15 protein-coding genes are annotated in these 18356 nt (G+C 67.2%); 7 read left to right on the top strand and 8 right to left on the bottom strand.

Annotation, left to right across the window (positions count from 1 at the left end):
* Positions 1–169: 169 nt before the first annotated feature.
* The 5 genes from secF to queA form a co-directional block, all read right to left on the bottom strand.
* Positions 170–1150, bottom strand: a complete 981-nt coding sequence (secF, locus tag A7X97_RS04700; protein ID WP_049413603.1) for a protein translocase subunit SecF — start codon at positions 1148–1150, stop codon at positions 170–172.
* 16 nt (positions 1151–1166) lie between these two features.
* On the bottom strand, positions 1167–3023 hold the full coding sequence (gene secD / locus A7X97_RS04695; protein WP_072168294.1) for a protein translocase subunit SecD: 1857 nt from the start codon (positions 3021–3023) through the stop codon (positions 1167–1169).
* Between the two features lie 61 nt (positions 3024–3084).
* The gene (yajC, locus tag A7X97_RS04690; protein ID WP_005416201.1) at positions 3085–3429 is read right to left on the bottom strand and encodes a preprotein translocase subunit YajC; all 345 of its coding nucleotides are present in this window, start codon (positions 3427–3429) and stop codon (positions 3085–3087) included.
* Positions 3430–3565: 136 nt separating this feature from the next.
* The gene (tgt, locus tag A7X97_RS04685; RefSeq protein ID WP_014646826.1) at positions 3566–4696 is read right to left on the bottom strand and encodes a tRNA guanosine(34) transglycosylase Tgt; all 1131 of its coding nucleotides are present in this window, start codon (positions 4694–4696) and stop codon (positions 3566–3568) included.
* Between the two features lie 176 nt (positions 4697–4872).
* Positions 4873–5940 carry a tRNA preQ1(34) S-adenosylmethionine ribosyltransferase-isomerase QueA gene (queA, locus tag A7X97_RS04680; RefSeq protein ID WP_088497658.1) on the bottom strand — a complete coding sequence of 356 codons (1068 nt, stop codon included), beginning with the start codon at positions 5938–5940 and terminating at the stop codon, positions 4873–4875.
* Between the two features lie 210 nt (positions 5941–6150).
* Here queA and A7X97_RS04675 point away from each other — a divergent pair, with 210 nt between their 5' ends.
* Both A7X97_RS04675 and A7X97_RS04670 read left to right on the top strand, forming a co-directional pair.
* Positions 6151–7647, top strand: a complete 1497-nt coding sequence (locus A7X97_RS04675) for an aminotransferase class III-fold pyridoxal phosphate-dependent enzyme (protein WP_111007651.1) — start codon at positions 6151–6153, stop codon at positions 7645–7647.
* Positions 7648–7897: 250 nt separating this feature from the next.
* Positions 7898–8491 carry an LOG family protein gene (locus A7X97_RS04670; RefSeq protein WP_005416197.1) on the top strand — a complete coding sequence of 198 codons (594 nt, stop codon included), beginning with the start codon at positions 7898–7900 and terminating at the stop codon, positions 8489–8491.
* 19 nt (positions 8492–8510) lie between these two features.
* Here the strand turns inward: A7X97_RS04670 and A7X97_RS04665 are convergent, their stop codons facing one another.
* Positions 8511–11351 (bottom strand): bifunctional diguanylate cyclase/phosphodiesterase, encoded by a 2841-nt coding sequence (locus A7X97_RS04665; RefSeq protein WP_088497659.1) that lies wholly within the window; start codon positions 11349–11351, stop codon positions 8511–8513.
* Positions 11352–11598: 247 nt separating this feature from the next.
* Between A7X97_RS04665 and A7X97_RS04660 the strand changes: the two genes are divergently transcribed.
* The 5 genes from A7X97_RS04660 (at position 11599) to A7X97_RS04640 (ending at position 15770) form a co-directional block, all read left to right on the top strand.
* Positions 11599–12117, top strand: coding sequence for an RNA polymerase sigma factor (locus A7X97_RS04660; protein ID WP_229298559.1), 519 nt, complete (start codon positions 11599–11601; stop codon positions 12115–12117).
* Positions 12114–13103, top strand: a complete 990-nt coding sequence (locus A7X97_RS04655; RefSeq protein ID WP_088497660.1) for a hypothetical protein — start codon at positions 12114–12116, stop codon at positions 13101–13103. The genes A7X97_RS04660 and A7X97_RS04655 overlap by 4 nt, the downstream gene beginning before the upstream one ends.
* Before the next feature lie 40 nt (positions 13104–13143).
* Positions 13144–13740: an IMPACT family protein gene (locus A7X97_RS04650; RefSeq protein WP_111007650.1), complete on the top strand. Its 597-nt coding sequence runs from the start codon at positions 13144–13146 to the stop codon at positions 13738–13740.
* Positions 13733–15505 carry an ABC transporter transmembrane domain-containing protein gene (locus tag A7X97_RS04645; protein WP_072168300.1) on the top strand — a complete coding sequence of 591 codons (1773 nt, stop codon included), beginning with the start codon at positions 13733–13735 and terminating at the stop codon, positions 15503–15505. The genes A7X97_RS04650 and A7X97_RS04645 overlap by 8 nt, the downstream gene beginning before the upstream one ends.
* Before the next feature lie 70 nt (positions 15506–15575).
* Positions 15576–15770 carry a hypothetical protein gene (locus A7X97_RS04640; RefSeq protein ID WP_005416191.1) on the top strand — a complete coding sequence of 65 codons (195 nt, stop codon included), beginning with the start codon at positions 15576–15578 and terminating at the stop codon, positions 15768–15770.
* 259 nt (positions 15771–16029) lie between these two features.
* Here A7X97_RS04640 and A7X97_RS04635 read toward each other — a convergent pair whose 3' ends face one another.
* Positions 16030–17154, bottom strand: a complete 1125-nt coding sequence (locus tag A7X97_RS04635) for a prephenate dehydrogenase (RefSeq protein WP_088497661.1) — start codon at positions 17152–17154, stop codon at positions 16030–16032.
* The gene (gene pdxY / locus A7X97_RS04630; protein ID WP_061477932.1) at positions 17151–18059 is read right to left on the bottom strand and encodes a pyridoxal kinase; all 909 of its coding nucleotides are present in this window, start codon (positions 18057–18059) and stop codon (positions 17151–17153) included. The genes A7X97_RS04635 and pdxY overlap by 4 nt, the downstream gene beginning before the upstream one ends.
* Positions 18060–18356 lie beyond the last annotated feature (297 nt).

The following is an 18356-nucleotide window of genomic DNA, read 5'->3' as shown; positions in this document are numbered from 1 at the left end:
TACTTGCGGCGTCCCCGCACTCCGACACCGTCCCGCCCACCCATGGAATACACGCTGTTGCTGTTGCCGGCCAGCGGCCGGCACTACCGCGGGTGCAGGGCTGCAAGCCCTGCAAACAAAAAACCCCGCTTGCGCGGGGTTCTCTGTGTGTTGCGTGCAGCGCGAACGCTTACGGGCGACGGGCCAGGGCCTCGACGTCCTTCGCCTTCGGCAGCAGGTCCTGCTTGCTCACGCGCAGCACACCAATCGTCAGCATCGGCACCGCCACCAGGATCGAGGACAGCACCACGATCACCGCGCCGATCATGTGCGTCTCGGCCAGCCCTTCCATCGAGCTGCCACCGTACAGGTACAGGGCAAGCGCCGACAGGAAGAACATCACGGCAGTGATCACCGTACGCGACAGCGTCTGGTTGATTGAACGGTTCAGCACTTCCATCGAGTCCACGCGCAGGCTGCGGAAGTTCTCACGAACGCGGTCGAAGACCACGATGATGTCGTTGATCGCAAAGCCCATCACCGACAGCAGGCCGGCCAGCACGGTCAGGTCAAACTCACGGCCCAGCAGGGACACGTAAGCGACCGTCACGATCAGGTCGAACATCGCCACGATGCTGGCGGTGACCGCGAACTTCCACTCGAAGCGCACCGCGATGTAGATCAGGAAGCCGGCCAGCATGAAGATGGTGGCATACAGGCCATTCATCGCCAGGTCCTTGCCGATCTGCGGGCCCACGAACTCGTTGCGGAGCACGGTGGCCTGATTGTCGGCAGTGGACAACGCCTTCACCACGGCAGCGGCCGTGGCCTTGTCCTCGTGGGCGGCATCGCCGGTACCCGGAGCATGCTCGCCGTGCGGGGCCAGGCGGATCAGCAGGTCGGTGTTGCCGCCGACGCTCTGCACCTGGGCGCCTTCGAAGCCACTCTGCTCGAGCTTGGTGCGGACCTGCTCAACATCCACCGCCTTGTCGAAGCGGGCTTCGATCAGGGTGCCGCCGGTGAAGTCCAGTGCGTAGTTGAAGCCTTTGATGCCGATGATGGCGACCGAGGCCAGGAACACCACGATGGTGACTGCCATGGCGACATGGCGCCAGCGCATGAAGTCGATCTTGGTGTCGTTCGGGAGGATGTGCAGCGGAAACAGTTTCATTGTGCGTGTCGTCCCGTCAGATGGCCACGTTCTGGAGCTTCTTGCGGCGGCCGTAGATCAGCGTCGCCAGCGCACGCGACACGGTGATCGCGGTGAACATGGAGGCGAAAATACCGATGATCATGGTCAGCGCGAAGCCCTTCAGCGGACCGGTACCGAATGCAAACAGCGCCACACCGACGATCAGGCCGGTCAGGTTGGCGTCGAGGATGGTGCCCGAGGCACGCTCGTAACCGGTCACGATCGCCGTCTTGCCCGGCACGCCGGCTCGCAGCTCTTCACGGATACGCTCGTTGATCAGCACGTTGGCGTCCACCGACAGGCCGACCGACAACGCCAGGCCGGCAAAGCCCGGCAGGGTCATGGTGGCACCGAACAGCGACATCACCGCCACTACGATCAGCAGGTTGAACAGCATCGCTGCCGAGGTGATCACACCGAACATGCGGTAGTACACGCTGAAGAACACCAGGGTGAACAGGAACGCGAACACCACCGCGCGCATGCCGTTCTTGACGTTCTCGGCGCCGAGGCTCGGGCCGACCACGCGCTCCTCGACGAAGTCCATCGGCGCAGCCAGCGAACCCGACTTCAGCAGCTTGGCCAGGTCTTCGGCTTCCTTCTTCTGCAGGCCGGTGGTCTGGAAGTTCTTGCCGAACACGCCGTTGATGTTGGCCACCGAGATCACTTCCTCGTTGACCTTGAAGCCACGCACTTCCTGGCCGTCGACGACGGTTACGGTTGGCACGCGCTCGGTGTAGACCACCGCCATCGGCTTGTTCACGTTGGCGCTGGTGAAGTCGAACATGCGCTGGCCACCGACGTTGTTCAGCGTCACGCTGACGGCCGGCGAGCCGCTGTTCGAATCGGTCACCGCCTGCGCACCGACCATCTGGTCGCCGGTGACGATCACGCGCTTGTTCAGCAGGATCGGGCCGCGGCCGTCACGCTGCTGGTAGACCTTCGCTTCCGGCGGAATGCGGCCGGAGTTGATGGCGTCCTGCGCATTGCCTTCAACCACCGCACGGTACTCCAGGGTGGCGGTGGCACCGATCATGCGCTTGGCTTCGGCGGTGTCCTGCACGCCCGGCAGCTGCACGACCACACGGTCGGCACCCTGGCGCTGGATGATCGGCTCGGCCACGCCGAGCTGGTTCACGCGGTTGCGCAGGGTGTTGATGTTCTGCTCGATGGCGCCGTTGGCGATCTGCGTGATCTCGGTCTCCGGCACGGTGACCGTGATGCGGTTGCCGCTGACGTCATAGCCGAGGGTCGGCTGCGCCTTGACCAGCGCGGCGCGGGCGCGCTGCGCGGCGTCATCGCCGGCGGATGGGCTCAGGTTGGCCACGATGCTGTTATCGGCGCGGCGTTCCACCGACTGGTAGGCGATGCGCGCGTCACGCAGGGTGCTGCGCACGTCTTCGGTATAGGCATCCAGGCGCTTGTCGAGGGCAGCCTTCTGGTCGACCTGCAGCACGAAATGCACGCCGCCCTGCAGGTCCAGGCCCAGCACCATCGGGCGACCGCCGAGGTTGGCCAGCCAGTCGGGCACGGTCGAAGCCAGGTTCAGCGCCACGGTGTACTTCTCGCCGACGGTGTCACGCAGGACGTCGCTGGCAGCGGACTGCGACTTCAGGTCCGACAGGCGGACGATCAGGCTTTCCCCTTCCTTTTCGGCACCGATGGTGGCGATGCCGGCCTTTTTCAGGTCGGCCAGCACACGGTCGCGCAGTGCATCGTCGATCTGCCCGCCACGGTTGGCGGTGATCTGGATGGCCGGGTCCTTCTGGTAGATGTTGGGCAGCGCATACAGCGCGCTGAGCGCCAGTACGATCAGGATGACGACGTACTTCCAGCGTGGAAATTCGAGCATTGCTTGGGTCCCGCGCGGCGCCATCCCCGGCGCCGCGGTTGTGCTTCGGAAAGGGAGTGGCTTACTTGGCCGAATCCAGGGTGCCGGTCGGCAGCACGCTGCCGACAGCGCCCTTCTGCACGCGGATGCGCACGTTGTCGGCCACTTCGACGGTGATGAAGTGGTCGCCAATGTCGGTGACCTTGCCGGCGATGCCGCCGTTGGTCAGCACTTCATCGCCGCGCTTGATCTTCTCCAGCATGGCCTTGTGCTCCTTCTGCCGCTTCATCTGCGGGCGGATCATCAGGAAGTACATGATGGCGATCAGGATGATCGGGAACAGCAGCGTGGTCAGGCCCATGCCCTGCGGTTGGCCGCCGGCGGCCTGGGCGTGGGCGGCGGGAATCAGGAAAGCAAGCAGGTTCATCGTTGGTCCTTTGGTTGGGCGGCGCTCCCGTCCCTTGAGGGGGCGGGGGTGTCGACCGCGGATCTGGGTCAGCCTTGAAGTATGCCACGGCCCCGGGCGTTCGTCCTTGGGCCGTTCGGCAGGGGGGGCGTCGGGGTTACAGCGGCGGGGCCACCGCTCCGCGTGCCGCGTAGAAGGACTCGCGGAAGGCCAGGAAGGTTCCCGCCTCGATCGCGGCACGGATGTCGGCCATGAGCTTTTCGTAATAGAACAGGTTGTGCAGGGTGCCCAGCATCGGCGCCAGCATCTCGTTGCAGCGGTCCAGGTGGCGCAGGTAGGACCGGGTGTAACCGCCGGTGCAGGCCACGCAGCCGCAGCCCGGCTCGATCGGGTCCATGTCCCGCGCGTACTGGGAATTGCGGATGCGAACGGTGCCGAACGAGGTGAAATAGTGGCCGTTGCGCGCATTACGGGTCGGCATCACGCAGTCGAACATGTCCACGCCGCGCGCCACGCCCTCGACCAGGTCCTCCGGCCGGCCCACGCCCATCAGGTAACGCGGCCGGTCGCCCGGCAGCTCCGGATCCAGGTGGTCGAGCATGGCATTGCGCTCGTGCTCCGGCTCGCCCACGGCCAGGCCGCCGATGGCGTAGCCGTCGAAGCCGATCGCCTGCAGGGCGTCGGCCGAGCGGCTGCGCAGGTCGGTGTGCACGCCCCCCTGGACGATGCCGAACAAGGCCGCGTCGTTGCCCAGCTCGTCATGCGCGTTGCGGCTGCGCTGGGCCCAGCGCAGGCTCAGCTCCATGGAACGGCGGGCAACGTCTTCGGTGGCGGGGTACGGGGTGCACTCGTCAAAGATCATCACGATGTCCGAATCGAGCACCTTCTGGATCTTCATGCTCTCCTCGGGACCGAGGAACACGCGGGCGCCGTCGGTGGGCGAGGCAAAGGTCACGCCCTGCTCGGTGATCTTGCGTCGATGGGCCAGCGAGAACACCTGGAAACCACCGGAGTCGGTCAGGATCGGGCCATCCCAGCGGCAGAAGCCGTGCAGCCCGCCGTGGTCGGCGATGATGTCCAGGCCCGGGCGCAGGTACAGGTGGAAGGTGTTGCCGAGGATGATCTCGGCGCCCAGCGCCCGCACCTGGTCCGGCAGGATGCCCTTGACCGAGCCATAGGTCCCCACCGGCATGAAGGCCGGCGTTTCCACCGTGCCACGCGGGAAGGTCAGGCGGCCACGGCGGGCACGGCCGTCGCGGGTCTGGAGCTGGAACTGCAGTCGGGACATGGAGCGGTCATTCGGGCAAATAGTTGCTCATTGTCTCCCAAAACCGGCTCGACCGCCCATTCAGGCCTGAACGGCACGGCAGTAGAGCCACGCCATGCGTGGCTTTCCTGGTCTCCAGGCACCTGCAAGTGCGCACCAACGGTGCGCACCCACCACAAGCAAGCAGAGGTCAGCCCCTACTCCGCCTGCGGGAACAGCAGCATCGCGTCGCCGTAGCTGAAGAAGCGGTAGCGCTGCTCGATCGCGTGCCGGTAGGCCTCGAACACGCGGTCCTTGCCTGCAAACGCCGAGATCATCATCAGCAGCGTGCTTTCGGGCAGGTGGAAATTGGTCACCATCGCGTCGACGCTGCGTATGCGGTAGCCCGGGGTGATGAAGATCTGGGTCTCGCCGGCGAACGGCAGCAGTTCGCCATCGCGCATCGCGCTTTCCAGCGCGCGCACCACGGTGGTGCCGACGCCGATCACCCGGCCACCGGCCGCGCGCGTGCGCCGCACCTGCTGCACCAGCTCGGCGCCGACGTTCAGCCACTCGCGGTGCATCACGTGGTCCTTCAGGTCATCGGCGCGCACCGGCTGGAAGGTGCCCGCGCCCACGTGCAGGGTGACGTGGCCGAACTCCACGCCCTTGTCCTTCAGCGCCGCCAGCAGCGGTTCGTCGAAATGCAGGCCGGCGGTCGGTGCCGCCACCGCGCCCACTTCGCGCGCGAACACGGTCTGGTAGCGCTCGCGGTCGTCCACGCCCGGTTCGCGCTGGATGTAGGGCGGCAACGGCAGGCGGCCGGCATGCAGCAGCCACTGCTCCAGCGACTCCGGCACATGGAACTGCAGCACGTAGAACTCGCCATCGCGGCCCAGCACCTCGGCTTCGCCACCGGCATCCAGCGCGATGCGGCTGCCGGCCTTCGGCGACTTGCTGGCGCCGACCTGCGCACGCGCCTGCTGAGCGCCGAGCAGGCGCTCGATCAGGATCTCCACGCGGCCGCCGCTGGCCTTCTGCCCGAACAGGCGCGCCGGAATCACGCGGGTGTCGTTGAACACCAGCAGGTCGCCCGGCTGCAGCAGCGACGGCAGGTCGCGCACCTGCAGGTCGGTGAAGGCACCGGGCGCCGGCGGTACCACCAGCAGGCGGCTGGCGGAACGTTCGGCCAGGGGAGCCTGCGCGATCAGTTCAGCCGGCAGGTCGTAATGGAAATCGGACTTCTTCAAGGCGGTGGGCGGCAACAGGTCGACAATGGCGCGCATTGTACGTCCAGCGTCTGCGAGCCGGCGCACTTCGCGGCGAACGTCGCGCAAAATGCTGCTATGCAGCAGGTTTCTGCGGGGTTATCGCGCAAAAAAACAAGTGCTAGCATCGAACCGGAAGTCCGCTGCACGAGCCTGCCCCAAGCGCGCGTGATGACGCGCGTTTTGCTTTTGATGGCCCGTGCGACCCATTGTTTCAGGAGATCTGCAATGAGCTTCATCGAACGCCTCGCCCCCCTGCGCAACCAGCCCGGCACCCGCCTCACCACCGGCCTGGACGATGCCACCCTGACCGCCCTGTCCGCCAACCACCCGCAGCTGATCGCCGCAGTGGACGCCGCCGCCGAGGAATTCGCGCGCGTGCAGGCCGACCTGGGGCCGCTGCTGGCGCAGGACGAACAGGCACAGATCGACGCGATGCAGGACGGATTCGTCAATTTCTATGCCGATGACGCGGTAACCCCCTACGTGGCGCTGGCCGCGCGCGGCCCATGGGTGGTCACCCTGAAGGGCGCCGTGCTGTACGACGCCGGCGGCTACGGCATGCTCGGCTTCGGGCACACCCCGGACGCCGTGCTGGAAGCCATGGCGCGCCCACAGGTGATGGCCAACATCATGACCCCCAGCCTGTCGCAGCAGCGCTTCATCACCGCCCTGCGCGCCGAGATCGGCCACCGCCGTGGCGGCTGCCCGTTCGCCCGTTTCATGTGCCTGAATTCCGGCTCCGAAGCCGTCGGCCTGGCCGCGCGCATCGCCGACGTCAACGCCAAGCTGCAGACCGATCCGGGTGCACGTCACGCCGGCGCTGCGATCAAGCGCGTGGTGGTCAAGGGCAGCTTCCATGGCCGTACCGACCGCCCTGCCCTCTATTCGGATTCCAGCCGCAAGAGCTACATTCAGCACCTGGCCAGCTACCGGGGCGAGGACTCGGTGATCACCGTGGCGCCGTACGATGAGGCCGGCCTGCGCAAGGTGTTCGAGGATGCCGCGCGCAACCAGTGGTTCATCGAAGCGGTGTTCCTCGAACCGGTGATGGGCGAAGGTGACCCGGGCCGTTCGGTGCCGCCGTCGTTCTATGCCGTGGCCCGTGAGCTGACCCGTGCACACGGCAGCCTGCTGCTGCTCGACTCGATCCAGGCAGGCCTGCGCGCGCATGGCGTGCTGTCGGTGGTCGATTACCCGGGCTTTGAAGGCCTTGACCCGCCGGACATGGAGACCTATTCCAAGGCGCTCAATGCCGCGCAGTACCCGCTGTCGGTGCTGGCGGTGACCGAGCATGCCGCGCAGCTGTACCGCAAGGGCATCTACGGCAACACCATGACCAGCAACCCGCGTGCGCTGGACGTGGCCTGCGCCACCCTGGCGCAGCTGACCCCGCAGGTGCGCGCCAACATCGCCGAGCGCGGTGCCGAGGCCGTGCGCAAGCTGGAACAGCTCAAGAGCGAGCTGGGTGGCCTGATCACCAAGGTGCAGGGCACCGGGCTGCTGTTCTCGTGCGAGCTGGCCCCGCAGTTCAAGTGTTACGGCGCCAACTCCACCGAGGAATGGCTGCGCCAGCACGGCATCAACGTGATTCACGGTGGTGAGAACTCGCTGCGCTTCACCCCGCACTTCGGCATGGACAGCCAGGAGCTGGACCTGCTGGTCGGCATGGTGGGACGTGCCCTGCGTGAAGGCCCGCGCCGCGAGCAGGCTGCGGCGGCGTAAGCCGCCGCTTGCGTAGAGCCAAAGGCAGCGGCAGGAGCCGCTGCCAACGTCGCTGGCGACGGCCCGAAGGGTGCCGGCCAGGACGACCGGCATAGCCCTTGCTCGGCTGGCCTTTGCCGCGATCTGAACGAAGAGCAGCCGAGCATGGCTCGGCTCTACAGAAGGGCTCATAATCCAAGGGCACCCCGTCTCTGACCGCCTTGCGGTCGGTGACGGGCGTTTTCGTTTCCGGTCAAGAGACAGAAGATCCATGAAATCGATCTGTGTGTACTGTGGTTCCAACGCTGGCAGCAAGCCGGCCTACACCGAACGCGCCATTGCCCTGGGTGATCGCATCGCCCGCGATGGCCTGCGCCTGGTGTATGGCGGCGGCAACGTTGGCCTGATGGGCACCGTGGCCAACGCCGTGCTCGCCGCTGGCGGCGAGGTGACCGGCGTGATCCCGCGCCAGCTGGCCGACTGGGAAGTGGCCCACCGCGGCCTGACCGAACTGGAGATCGTCGGCTCGATGCATGAGCGCAAGTCGCGCATGTTCGACCTCGCCGATGGCTTCGTTGCCCTGCCCGGTGGCTTCGGCACCATGGAAGAGATCTTCGAGATGCTGACCTGGCGCCAGCTGGGCATCGGCAACAAGCCGTGCGCGTTCCTCGATGTGGAAGGTTTCTACGCGCCGCTGATCGGCATGATCGACCGCATGGTGGAAGAGCGTTTCCTGCATCCGGACCAGCGCCAGGACCTCTGGTACGGCTCGGACATCGAGGAAATGCTGGTGTGGATGCAGAACTACCAGCCGGCGCAGGCCTCGAAGTGGATCGACGAGAAACGTCGCTCGGCTCTGCGCTGAAGTGAACCGTCGCGGTGGCTCACGCCAGCGTCCGCGCCCACGGTGCGGGACGGCCCAGCAGGTAGCCCTGGCCATAGTCGCAACCGAGTTCGCGCAGTGTCTGCCGCTGCGCCTCGGTCTCGATGCCTTCGCCAATGGTTTCGATGCCCAGAGTGCGGGCCAGTGACAGCACGCCTTCGACCAGCGCGCGCGTGCTCTGCACTTCCGGCCCGTGCAGGCCGGCGATGAAACTCTGGTCGATCTTCAATGTACTGATCGGGAATCGGTGCAGGTAGGACAGCGCAGAGAAGCCGGTACCAAAGTCGTCCAGCTGCACCTGGATGCCACGCTCGCGCAGGCCCTGCAGGATGCGCAGCGTGTGCGGCGCATCGTCCAGCAGCGCGACCTCGGTAATCTCCAGCCGCAGCCGGCGCGGATCGGCGCCACACGCGTCGAGCAGGCCGAACAGGCGGTCGCTGAACTCGGCCGAGCGGAAATGGCGCGGCGAAACGTTCACCGAGACATAGCTCTGCCCACCTTCGGCCAGGCGCGCGATGACCTGCTCGTAGATCAGCCAGTCGACCTGTTCGATCAGGCCACTTTCTTCTCCCAGCTCCAGGAACGCGCCGGGCAACAGCAGGCCACGACGCTCGTGCTGCCAGCGGAGCAATGCCTCATGTCCCACCACTTCGCCATCGGACAGGCGCACGATCGGCTGGAAGAACGGAACGAAATCACGGTTGTTGATCGCGCGGCGCAGATCGGCTTCCAGGTCGAGGCTGCGCATGGCCTGTTCACGCATGTCCTCGTCGAAGATCGCGCAGCGGTCATGGCCCTGTGCCTTGGCCCGGTACATCGCCGCATCCGCATCACGCAGCAGTTCCTCGCCGGTACGGTAGCGCGGATTCCACAACGCGATACCCAGGCTGCCGGACGGGAACAGCTCGCGGCCGGCGATCCATATCGATTCCTGCAATGCCAGCAACAAGCGCTGGCCGAAATCCAGCGCCTGTGCCAGGCCCTGCGGGCATTGCAGCAGCACCGCGAATTCATCACCGCCCAGCCGTGCCACCACGTCATCGGCGCCGGCCATCGATACGATGCGCTTGGCGACCTCCACCAGCATGCGGTCACCCGCGGCGTGGCCGATGCTGTCGTTGACCAGCTTGAAGCGATCCAGGTCGAGGAACAGCACGGCGAACACCGGCCCACCCTCGCGCTTGGCCAGCGCCAGCGCATCCTGCAGGCGATCGAGCAGGTGCAGCCGGTTGGGCAGGCCGGTCAGCGCATCGTGCATGGCCTGATGGGTCAGGCGTTGCTCGGCCCGCAGGCGCTCGCCGATCTGGCCGAGCAACTTCTCGTTGACCTCGGCCAGCTCACGCGTGCGTTCATCCACGCGCTTTTCAAGTTCGGCATGCGCCAAACGCAGCCGTTGCTGGTCGCGCTGGCGCGCCAACCCGGTTCCGATGTTCTGCGCAACGAACGTCAGCAGCCGCTGATCGTGCACGCTGAACGTACTGTTCTCGCTGTAACTCTGCACCACGATCGCACCGACCACCTCGTCATCGCGCAGCAGCGGCACGCCCAGCCAGCAATGCGAGCGCGCGCCGGATTCACGCACCTCGCCACTGGCCAGCAGCGCATCGATCTGGGCGCGTGAGGCCAGTAGGGGCCGCCGGTTGCGCACCACGTATTCGGTCAGGCCGCGACTGAACGGACGAGGTGCACGGCTGGCATTGTGCTCGTCCACCGAATAGACGAAGTCCAGGCCGTTGCCGCTTCCGTTCACCAGCGCGATATAGAAGTTGCGCGCATCGAGCAGGCGCCCGACCACGCCATGCACCTGCCCGTAGAACTGGGCCAGGCTGTCGGCCGACATCGCCATTTCGGCAATGTTGTACAGCGCGGTCTGCAGTTGCTCGGCGCGCCGGCGCTCCGCCACTTCATCCTGCAGGCTGCGGTTGGCACGCTGCAGTTCCAGCGTGCGCCGCTCCACCTGTTGCTCCAGCCGGACCTGCGCCTGGCGCCGATCCATCGCAGTCTGCACGTGCTGCGCGACAAAGCCCAGCAACGCCCGCTCGGCCTCGCCATAACGGGCCGCCAGCTCATAGCTCTGCACCACGATTGCGCCGCATACCCGGCCATCGCGCAGCATCGGCACACCCAGCCAGTCCAGGCTCTCGGGGCCACGCTGCGGGTCGTGCTCCTGCTCGACCACGCGTGCCAGAAGTTCGCGCGAGGGTCCGCTGAGCGGCTTGCCGTGGCGCAGCAGCGCGACGGTCAGGCTGCGCGGCATCTCGGCGGCGTCATGGCTCTGCGACGGGTCGGCGACGAAATCGTCGACCTGGTCGGCGAAGTACAGGAAGCGGATCTGGTCACGCACATCATCGTATTCAACGATGTAGCAGTTCTCCGCATACATCAGCGTGCCGAGCACGCCGTGCACGTGACGCAGCATCTCCGACATCTCCAGATCGGCGCCGGCCAGATCGGCGATCTGGAACAGCGCCTGCTGCAACCGTTCAGCCTCTTCCAGCGCCTTGATCTGCCCGGCCTGGCGGCCACGCTGCAGTGCCAGTTCCATGGCCTGACGGGCCAGCCCCCACCACGCCGCGGAAGGCACGGCGCCTTCCACCGACAGCTGCAGGCGTGCACCGTCATGTTCCCAGCCATGGCAGCCGTCGCCGATGCCCGGCGCAGTGAACGCGCCTGCCGCCCCATCGGCCGGCCACCCGTCCTGACCCCGCCCGAGCTGCGGGTCGTCCCAGCCGACGCGGACCACAGCCGTTTCCGGCAAAAGCGCATGCAACGCGCGCACCAGCGCCGTGCTCAGCACGGCCTCGTGTGGTGGCTCTTCCGCCGGTTCAGCATGCGTGGACAAATGACAATCTCTTGGCGCCGTCTATGCGTCGCCTCCCCTGAGCCGACGAGCATAGCGCGCCACCCGGGGGGCAATGGAAGCCCGTAAACCCCGAATCGTGCGCCCGTACGTTTTTCCTGCTGTCCGCAGCCCCTTCCGAGCCATGACCCTCGCCCTGCCCGCCCCTGCCACCGGCTATGCGCCATCGCCTGCAGGCCTTACCCTGTACGCCGTGGAAGCCAGCGCACTGCCAACCGATGAAGCCTTGATGCTGGCCTGGGCCGGCGGCGACCTGCACGCGTTCGAAAGCCTGTATGCGCGCCATCGCAAACGACTGTTCGGCTTCCTGCTGCGCCAACTGCGCGACAACGCGCTGGCCGAGGAGATCTTCCAGGACGTCTGGCAGCGGGTGATCAGCGCCCGTGCCGGGTGGCAGCCCGAAGCGGCGTTCAGCACCTGGCTGTTCCGCATCGCCCACAACCGCCTGAACGACCATTGGCGCGCCGCCCGCCATCGCCCTGCCGCGCCGGCCGACGCCGACCTGCGCCTGGCCGCGATCGAGGACGGGCAGACCCCGGAAGCCGAACTTTCCGAATTCGAACAACGTCGCCGCATCCAGCTGGCGATGGAGCAATTGCCGCCGGAGCAGCGCGAAGTGCTGCAACTGCGGCTGGATCAGGAACTGAGCCTGGAGGAGATCGGCCAGATCACCGGCGTAGGCCGGGAAACCGTGAAATCGCGGCTGCGCTATGCGATGGACAAGCTGCGTGCGGGATTGAACGCATGAACCGAGACGAACCGCTGACGCCGGAAGAACGCGAGCTGGCCCGGCTGCTCGGCCGTCGCGCCGAGCAGGCACCACCGGCCGCACTGGACGCCGCCATCCTGGCTGCGGCGCGTGCCGCCGTGGACGCTCCGGGTACAGATGTTGCCGCCTCTCCCGAGGCGCCGCGCAAGCAGCGCACAGGCCCGCGTTGGCCAGCGGTGTTCGGCATCGCCGCTTCGATGGTGTTCGCCATCGGCATCGCCTGGCAGCTGCGTCCTGAACCGCCGCCGGTTCCGGCGGGCGAGACTGCTGTTGCCGCAGCACCGGCTGCGGCAGAAGACGTCGCGACTGCCGATCAGGCCGCTGGAAGTGGTTCGGCCCACAGCGCAGTGGCGGTTGCGGAACCAGCCGCTGCGCCGGCAGCACCCGAGTCCGCCCCTGTTTCCGCTGCCCCAGCGCCGGCCATCGCGCGTGCGCACAAGCCTGCGCCGGCCAAGACCGCTGAAGTGCCGGCCCAGGCCGCACGATCCATGGCTGCGGATGCGGCCGCCGACACCTCCTTTGCGACGCTCCCGTCCGCTCCGGCTGCAGCACCGCCCGCGCCACCTGCACCGACCGCCTACTCGGCACCCGCACCGGCATTCGCGCCAGCAGCGTCCGGGGCAATGAAAGCACGCACGGCGGCGGCACCGGCAGCCAATGCCACCGAGGCCGAGCGGGCGCAGGCGCTGGATCGGGTGGAGATCACCTCGATGAAGCGTGAGGCGCCCAGCCGTTCCGCACCGGGCGTCATGCGCCGCGGCAGCGATGCGGGCCTGAGCGCGGATGCCGTGCAGGCCGAGGTGGACGCCGACGCGCGACTGCCGCGCCGGCAGTGGCTGCAGAAAATCCGCGCGCGTCGCGACGATGGCCAGCGCGATCTGGCCCGCGCCAGCCTGGAGCGCTACGTGCAACAGTATCCGGAAGCACGCCTGCCGCGCGACCTGCGCCCGTTGCTGGACGACTGAAGCAGAACGTGATCTCCGGCGACCCCGTAGAATGACGGGAATGCTCGATACCCTCGCCCAGCCTGTCAGCCACACGCTGGAAGTCAAACACAGTCGTTTCATCGCCCATGCTGCGCCGATCGACAGCGCCGCAGCGGCCATGGCGATCCTGCAGCAGGTTGCAGCAGCCGACGCGACCCACAACTGCTGGGCCTACCGGTACGGCCAGGACTACCGCTCCAGCGACGATGGCGAGCCCGCCGGAACGGCCGGACGACCGATCCTGGCGGCGATCGATGGCCAGGGGTTCGACCGCGTGATGGTGGTGGTGACGCGCTGGTTCGGCGGCATCAAGTTGGGCGCCGGTGGACTGGTGCGCGCCTACGGTGGCGCTGCCGCCGAGTGCCTGCGCACCGCCCCCCGCCTGCCCCTGGTGGCGATGGCCCGGCTGCAGCTGCTGGCCGGCTTCGAGGACCTGGGCACCCTGCACGCCACCCTGCCCGCCTTCGGCGCCGGGAAGCTCGATGAACGGTTCGATGCCAACGGCGTGTGCCTGCGGGCCGAATTGCCGGCCGATCAGGTCAATGCATTGAAAATCCGCCTGCGCGACGCCACCCGTGACCGTATCCGCATACAAGACGACACCCAGGATGACTGACAAGGACGACGCCCCTGCCTCGACCCCGCCGCTGCGCCGCCTCGGCAGCCTGCGGACGTTGTGGCCGTTCGTGCGCCGCCATAGCGGGTTGTTCACCGCCTGGCTGCTGGCCCTGGCGGTCTCTTCGGCCGCCACGCTGAGCCTGCCCCCCGCCGTGAAGCAGATGATCGACCACGGCTTCACCAGCGGTGGCCAGATCAACCGTGCCTTCGCCCTGCTGATGCTGGTGGCGGTGGTGCTGGCACTGGCGACGGCCGCACGGTTCTTCTTCGTGTCGCTGCTGGGCGAGAAGGTCGTCGCCGACCTGCGCAGCCGCCTGTACGCACACCTGATCCAGCTCGGCGCCGGTTTCCACGACCGCAGCCGCAGCGGCGAACTGGTCTCGCGCCTGACCGCCGACAGCGAACTGCTGCGCAGCGTGGTCGGTTCGACCATGTCGGTCGCCCTGCGCAGCAGCGTCACCGTGGTCGGCAGCCTGGCGATGCTGTTCGTCACCAGCCCGCGGCTGGCCGCGTGGTCACTGCTCGGCATCCCGCTGGCGGTGCTGCCGATCATCATCGGCGCGCGCAAGCTGCGCACGGTTGCGCGCAGCAGCCAGGACCGCATCGCCGATGCCAACAGCCTGGCCAGCGAGACGCTGGGCGCCGTGCGCACGGTGCAGGCGCATGCGCGCGAGCCCTATGAGCGCGGGCGCTTTGACAAGGCGCTGGGCGATGCCATCGGTGCCGCACGCCGGCGCATCGGTGCGCAATCACTGGTTACCGCCAGCGCCATCCTGCTGGTATTTGGCGCCATCGTTGGCGTGCTGTGGCTGGGCGCGCACGATGTCATCGACGGCCGCCTCAGTGCCGGCACGCTGGGCCAGTTCGTGTTGTACGCGCTGATCGGCGGCGGCTCGGTGGGCGCCCTGGCCGAAGTGTGGAACGAGCTGCAGCGTGCGGCCGGTGGCATGGGCCGTATCAGCGAGCTGCTGCAGGAAGACATCGAGATCCGTGCGCCCGCGCAGCCACATGCACTGCCGCAACCGCTACGCGGCGAAATCCAGTTCGACGACGTGGTGTTCCACTACCCGCAGCGCCCGGACCAGGCCGCGCTGGACCACTTCAATCTGCATGTGCGCCCGGGTGAGACCGTGGCCCTGGTCGGCCCGTCGGGCGCAGGCAAGAGCACGGTGCTGTCGATGCTGCTGCGCTTCCACGATCCGGCCAGCGGCCGCATCTGCGTGGATGGCATCGACGTGCGCCAGGTCGATCCGGCCGAGCTGCGCGCGCAGCTGGCACTGGTACCGCAGCAGCCGACGCTGTTCGCAGCCAGTGCACGCGACAACATCCGCTACGGCAGGCTGCAGGCCAGCGACGCCGAGGTCGAGGACGCCGCACGTGCAGCAGAGGCCGATGGCTTCCTGCGGGCATTGCCGCAAGGCTACGACAGTGAGCTGGGCGAACGCGGTGCGCGCCTGTCCGGTGGTCAGCAACAGCGCGTGGCGATCGCCCGCGCGTTGCTGAAGAATGCGCCGATCCTGCTGCTGGACGAAGCCACCAGCGCGCTGGATGCGCAGAGCGAGCATGGCGTGCAGCAGGCACTTGAGCGGCTGATGGCCGGTCGCACCACGCTGGTCATCGCCCACCGCCTGGCCACCGTGCTCAAGGCCGACCGCATCGTGGTGATGGACCAGGGCCGTATCGTCGCCGAAGGTACCCATGCGCAGCTGCTGGCCGAAGGCGGACTGTACGCTGAACTGGCACGACTGCAGTTCATCGATTGATGACGGCCGGCTAACATCGGCAAGACCAAGCTGGCCGCGCACCCGCAGCATCCGCTGAAGGAGGTACGCGATGTCGTTCCGTCAGTTCCCCGCCGTCGACAGTAATGGCGAAAGCCACATCATCATCGAATTCAAGCCCGAGGCGAACGGCAGCGGGCACCACTCCGAAGCCACGCCGCGCTATGAGCTGGATGACGGGCGCCAGCTGGTGCGCAATGGACGCGAGTTCACCACCAGTGGTGGTGAACTGCGGTTGACGATTTGAGGTTCGCCGGGCATGGCCCGGCGCTACCACATTCGTGCTGCTCCGCGCTCGCGCTACCGGATCTCCATCCTCCGCTCTGGTAGGTGTCGAACTGGGTCGACACGCTTGTCGCCAAAAGGAGTCGAGCATGGCTCGACCCTACAAAGAAGCGTGGCCAATTTTTCGCCAGGCATCTTGACAGCCTTTGCCAGCAAGGGCTGAGCGAGGTTATCCACACATTTGCTCTGGATCCATCCACACCACCTGTGGATGAATCTGGTCAGCCGAGCACCCGCCCGATGCCGCTGGCATCCACTTCCGCGGCCGCCCGGGTGATCGCGGCCGGATCACTGCCGGCGATGAACCCGATGCGGAAGTGCACTTCGCCGCCGGGCGTACGTGAGGAATGGATCGAGGCCAGGCTGATGCGATGCTGCTCGAATACATTCAGCAGCTCACGCAGCGACCCCGGCCGGTCTTCCGGCAGGTGCACCGACAGCGCATTGCGCTCGGTCAGGTCAGCCAGCAGATAGCCCACGCGTTCGAACGTATAGTTGCCGTCCGCCAGCGCCTGCTCACCGAAAGCACTGCGATTGGCCGACAGGAGCTGCTCGCGGAAGGCATCACGTGCACCGTCGTCCCCCTGCCCGACCTGCGCCTGCAGGGCCTGCAGCTGGCCCACCAGCCGCTCCAGCATCGGCGCCACATATGGGTTGCCGAACTGGATGTCTTCGTAGATCGCCGGGTTGAGCGACAGGATGCGCGAAATGATCGCCGTATCCAGCTCGAACGATGCCGAACGGTACGGCATCATCGCAGCCAGATCGCCCAGCTGCGGTTGGTACTGGCGCAACACGCCGGCCTGGGCCAGATGGGTGGCATGCACCATCGCCTGCACCAGCGCCATCATCTGGTCGTGGTGCTGCGGCGTGGCCCGCACGCACTCGGCCTGCAGCGCGGCGCACAGCGTATCGACCCACGCCTGCCAGAGCTGCAGCCGCGCTTCGCAGACCACCATCACCCGCCCCTTCAGGGTCGGCGCCTTGGGTGGCGCGGTCATCGGGTGCAGGCCGACCACTTCGGCCTGCGAGGCCAGCATCGCCTGCACCGGCGCCTCCTTTACCGAGGTCACATCCAGCCACAGCCTGCCCTGCTCGCGGCCCGCCGATTGCCGCACGTACTCGGCGATCAACGCCGGCGTGTGCCGGATCGGTGCCGAGAACACCAGCACATCGGCCTGCGCCAGCAGGTGTTCCGGCGTGTGCGAACCTGGGTCGGCCGGATCGTGGCCGATCACCTGCAGCTGCAGGTGCTGCTGGAAGAAGCGGGTCAGCCAGCGCCCGTAGGCGCCAGCGCTGCCGATGATGCCGACCGTGCGCGGCGTGCGTGGGTCCAGGCCGCTCATGCCACGCGTTCGGCGCGGAAGCGCATTCCTTCGGCCAGCGCCGCCGGCGCGGCGGCGACCACGTCGAATTCCTCGAAGCCGTTGTCCAGGGTCGCCTCCAGCGCCGCATGGGTGCCGGCAATCGCACGCGAAATCGCCTGCTGCATCGATTCGCCGCGCAGCAGGAACGACACCACCAGCGACATCAGCACATCGCCGGTACCGGCCACGTCCACCGGCAGCAGCGGCGAGGTCCAGCGCCAGGTTTCCTCGCGGCCGACGGCCAGGGTCACCAGTTCACCCGGGGTGCCGCCCACGCTGTGCGCGATCACCCAATGCGGGCCGCGATCCAGCAGCGTGCGCGCGGCGGCGAGGGCATCGGCCTCGGCCAGCGCCGGCATGCCGGTCAGGCGATTCAGTTCGAAAGCGTTGGGCGTCACCAGCCAGGCATGCGGCAGCAGGCGCTCGGCGAAGATCGCTTCCAGCCCGGGTTCCACGTAGGGGCCGGTGTGCGTGTCGCCAATCACCGGGTCCAGGCAATAGCGCAGCTGCGGGCAGCCCGGCAGGATGTCGTCCAGCCAGTCTGCGAAGGCGGCACCGTTGGCGGTGCTGCCGAAGTAGCCGGAGACCAGCATCTTCGCCCGCTGCGGCAGGCCGCGTTCGTGGGTGCCCAGCAGCAGGTCGGCGAACCAGTCAGCCGGCAGCACGCGGCCACGCGTGGTGTCGTAGAACGGCGCGTTGCTGAGAAGCACCGTCGGAATGCTTGCCACGCGCACGCCCAGCGCGCGCATCGGCGGTACGGCAGCGCTGTTGCCGGCGTGGCCGTAGACAAGTTGCGACTGGACCGAGATGACATCGATCGGCGACGGGCCGTCGGGCCGCTGGCGGCGGCCGTGGACCAGGTGGTTATCAAGGGATTCGCTCATGGTCGCATTCTACGCCCAAGGGGGTTTTCGGCAGGGCTTGCAGCCCTGCACATGCCGAAGCTGCAAGTAACGGCAACGGCAAAAGCGAGCTATCCGTGGGGTAGCGGGGCGGTGTCGGAATGCGGGGACGCCGCAAGTACGTCCGTGTAGGCTTGGCAGCCGCATCCATGCGGCTGACACCCCGCACTCCGACACCGCCCCGCCTTCGACAGGTTCACGCGGCTGTTGGTAACTGCGGCTGTTGGTGGGTGTCTCTTATACCACTCTACGAGCCAACGAGAATCCTGGGCATCTCCA

The sequence above is a fragment of the Stenotrophomonas sepilia genome (assembly GCF_003244875.1).
GTDB lineage: Bacteria > Pseudomonadota > Gammaproteobacteria > Xanthomonadales > Xanthomonadaceae > Stenotrophomonas > Stenotrophomonas sepilia.
Note: the sequence above shows the minus strand (reverse complement) of the source record. Positions and strands in the feature narration are given on the sequence as shown.

Coding starts and splice junctions, on each gene's coding strand:
- tgt (WP_014646826.1), bottom strand. CDS start 4,696: ATGTCCCGACTGCAGTTCCAGCTCCAGACCCGCGACGGCCGTGCCCGC.
- queA (WP_088497658.1), bottom strand. CDS start 5,940: ATGCGCGCCATTGTCGACCTGTTGCCGCCCACCGCCTTGAAGAAGTCC.
- secF (WP_049413603.1), bottom strand. CDS start 1,150: ATGAAACTGTTTCCGCTGCACATCCTCCCGAACGACACCAAGATCGAC.
- secD (WP_072168294.1), bottom strand. CDS start 3,023: ATGCTCGAATTTCCACGCTGGAAGTACGTCGTCATCCTGATCGTACTG.
- A7X97_RS04660 (WP_229298559.1), top strand. CDS start 11,599: ATGCTGGCCTGGGCCGGCGGCGACCTGCACGCGTTCGAAAGCCTGTAT.
- A7X97_RS04640 (WP_005416191.1), top strand. CDS start 15,576: ATGTCGTTCCGTCAGTTCCCCGCCGTCGACAGTAATGGCGAAAGCCAC.
- pdxY (WP_061477932.1), bottom strand. CDS start 18,059: ATGAGCGAATCCCTTGATAACCACCTGGTCCACGGCCGCCGCCAGCGG.
- yajC (WP_005416201.1), bottom strand. CDS start 3,429: ATGAACCTGCTTGCTTTCCTGATTCCCGCCGCCCACGCCCAGGCCGCC.
- A7X97_RS04645 (WP_072168300.1), top strand. CDS start 13,733: ATGACTGACAAGGACGACGCCCCTGCCTCGACCCCGCCGCTGCGCCGC.
- A7X97_RS04670 (WP_005416197.1), top strand. CDS start 7,898: ATGAAATCGATCTGTGTGTACTGTGGTTCCAACGCTGGCAGCAAGCCG.
- A7X97_RS04675 (WP_111007651.1), top strand. CDS start 6,151: ATGAGCTTCATCGAACGCCTCGCCCCCCTGCGCAACCAGCCCGGCACC.
- A7X97_RS04650 (WP_111007650.1), top strand. CDS start 13,144: ATGCTCGATACCCTCGCCCAGCCTGTCAGCCACACGCTGGAAGTCAAA.
- A7X97_RS04635 (WP_088497661.1), bottom strand. CDS start 17,154: ATGAGCGGCCTGGACCCACGCACGCCGCGCACGGTCGGCATCATCGGC.
- A7X97_RS04655 (WP_088497660.1), top strand. CDS start 12,114: ATGAACCGAGACGAACCGCTGACGCCGGAAGAACGCGAGCTGGCCCGG.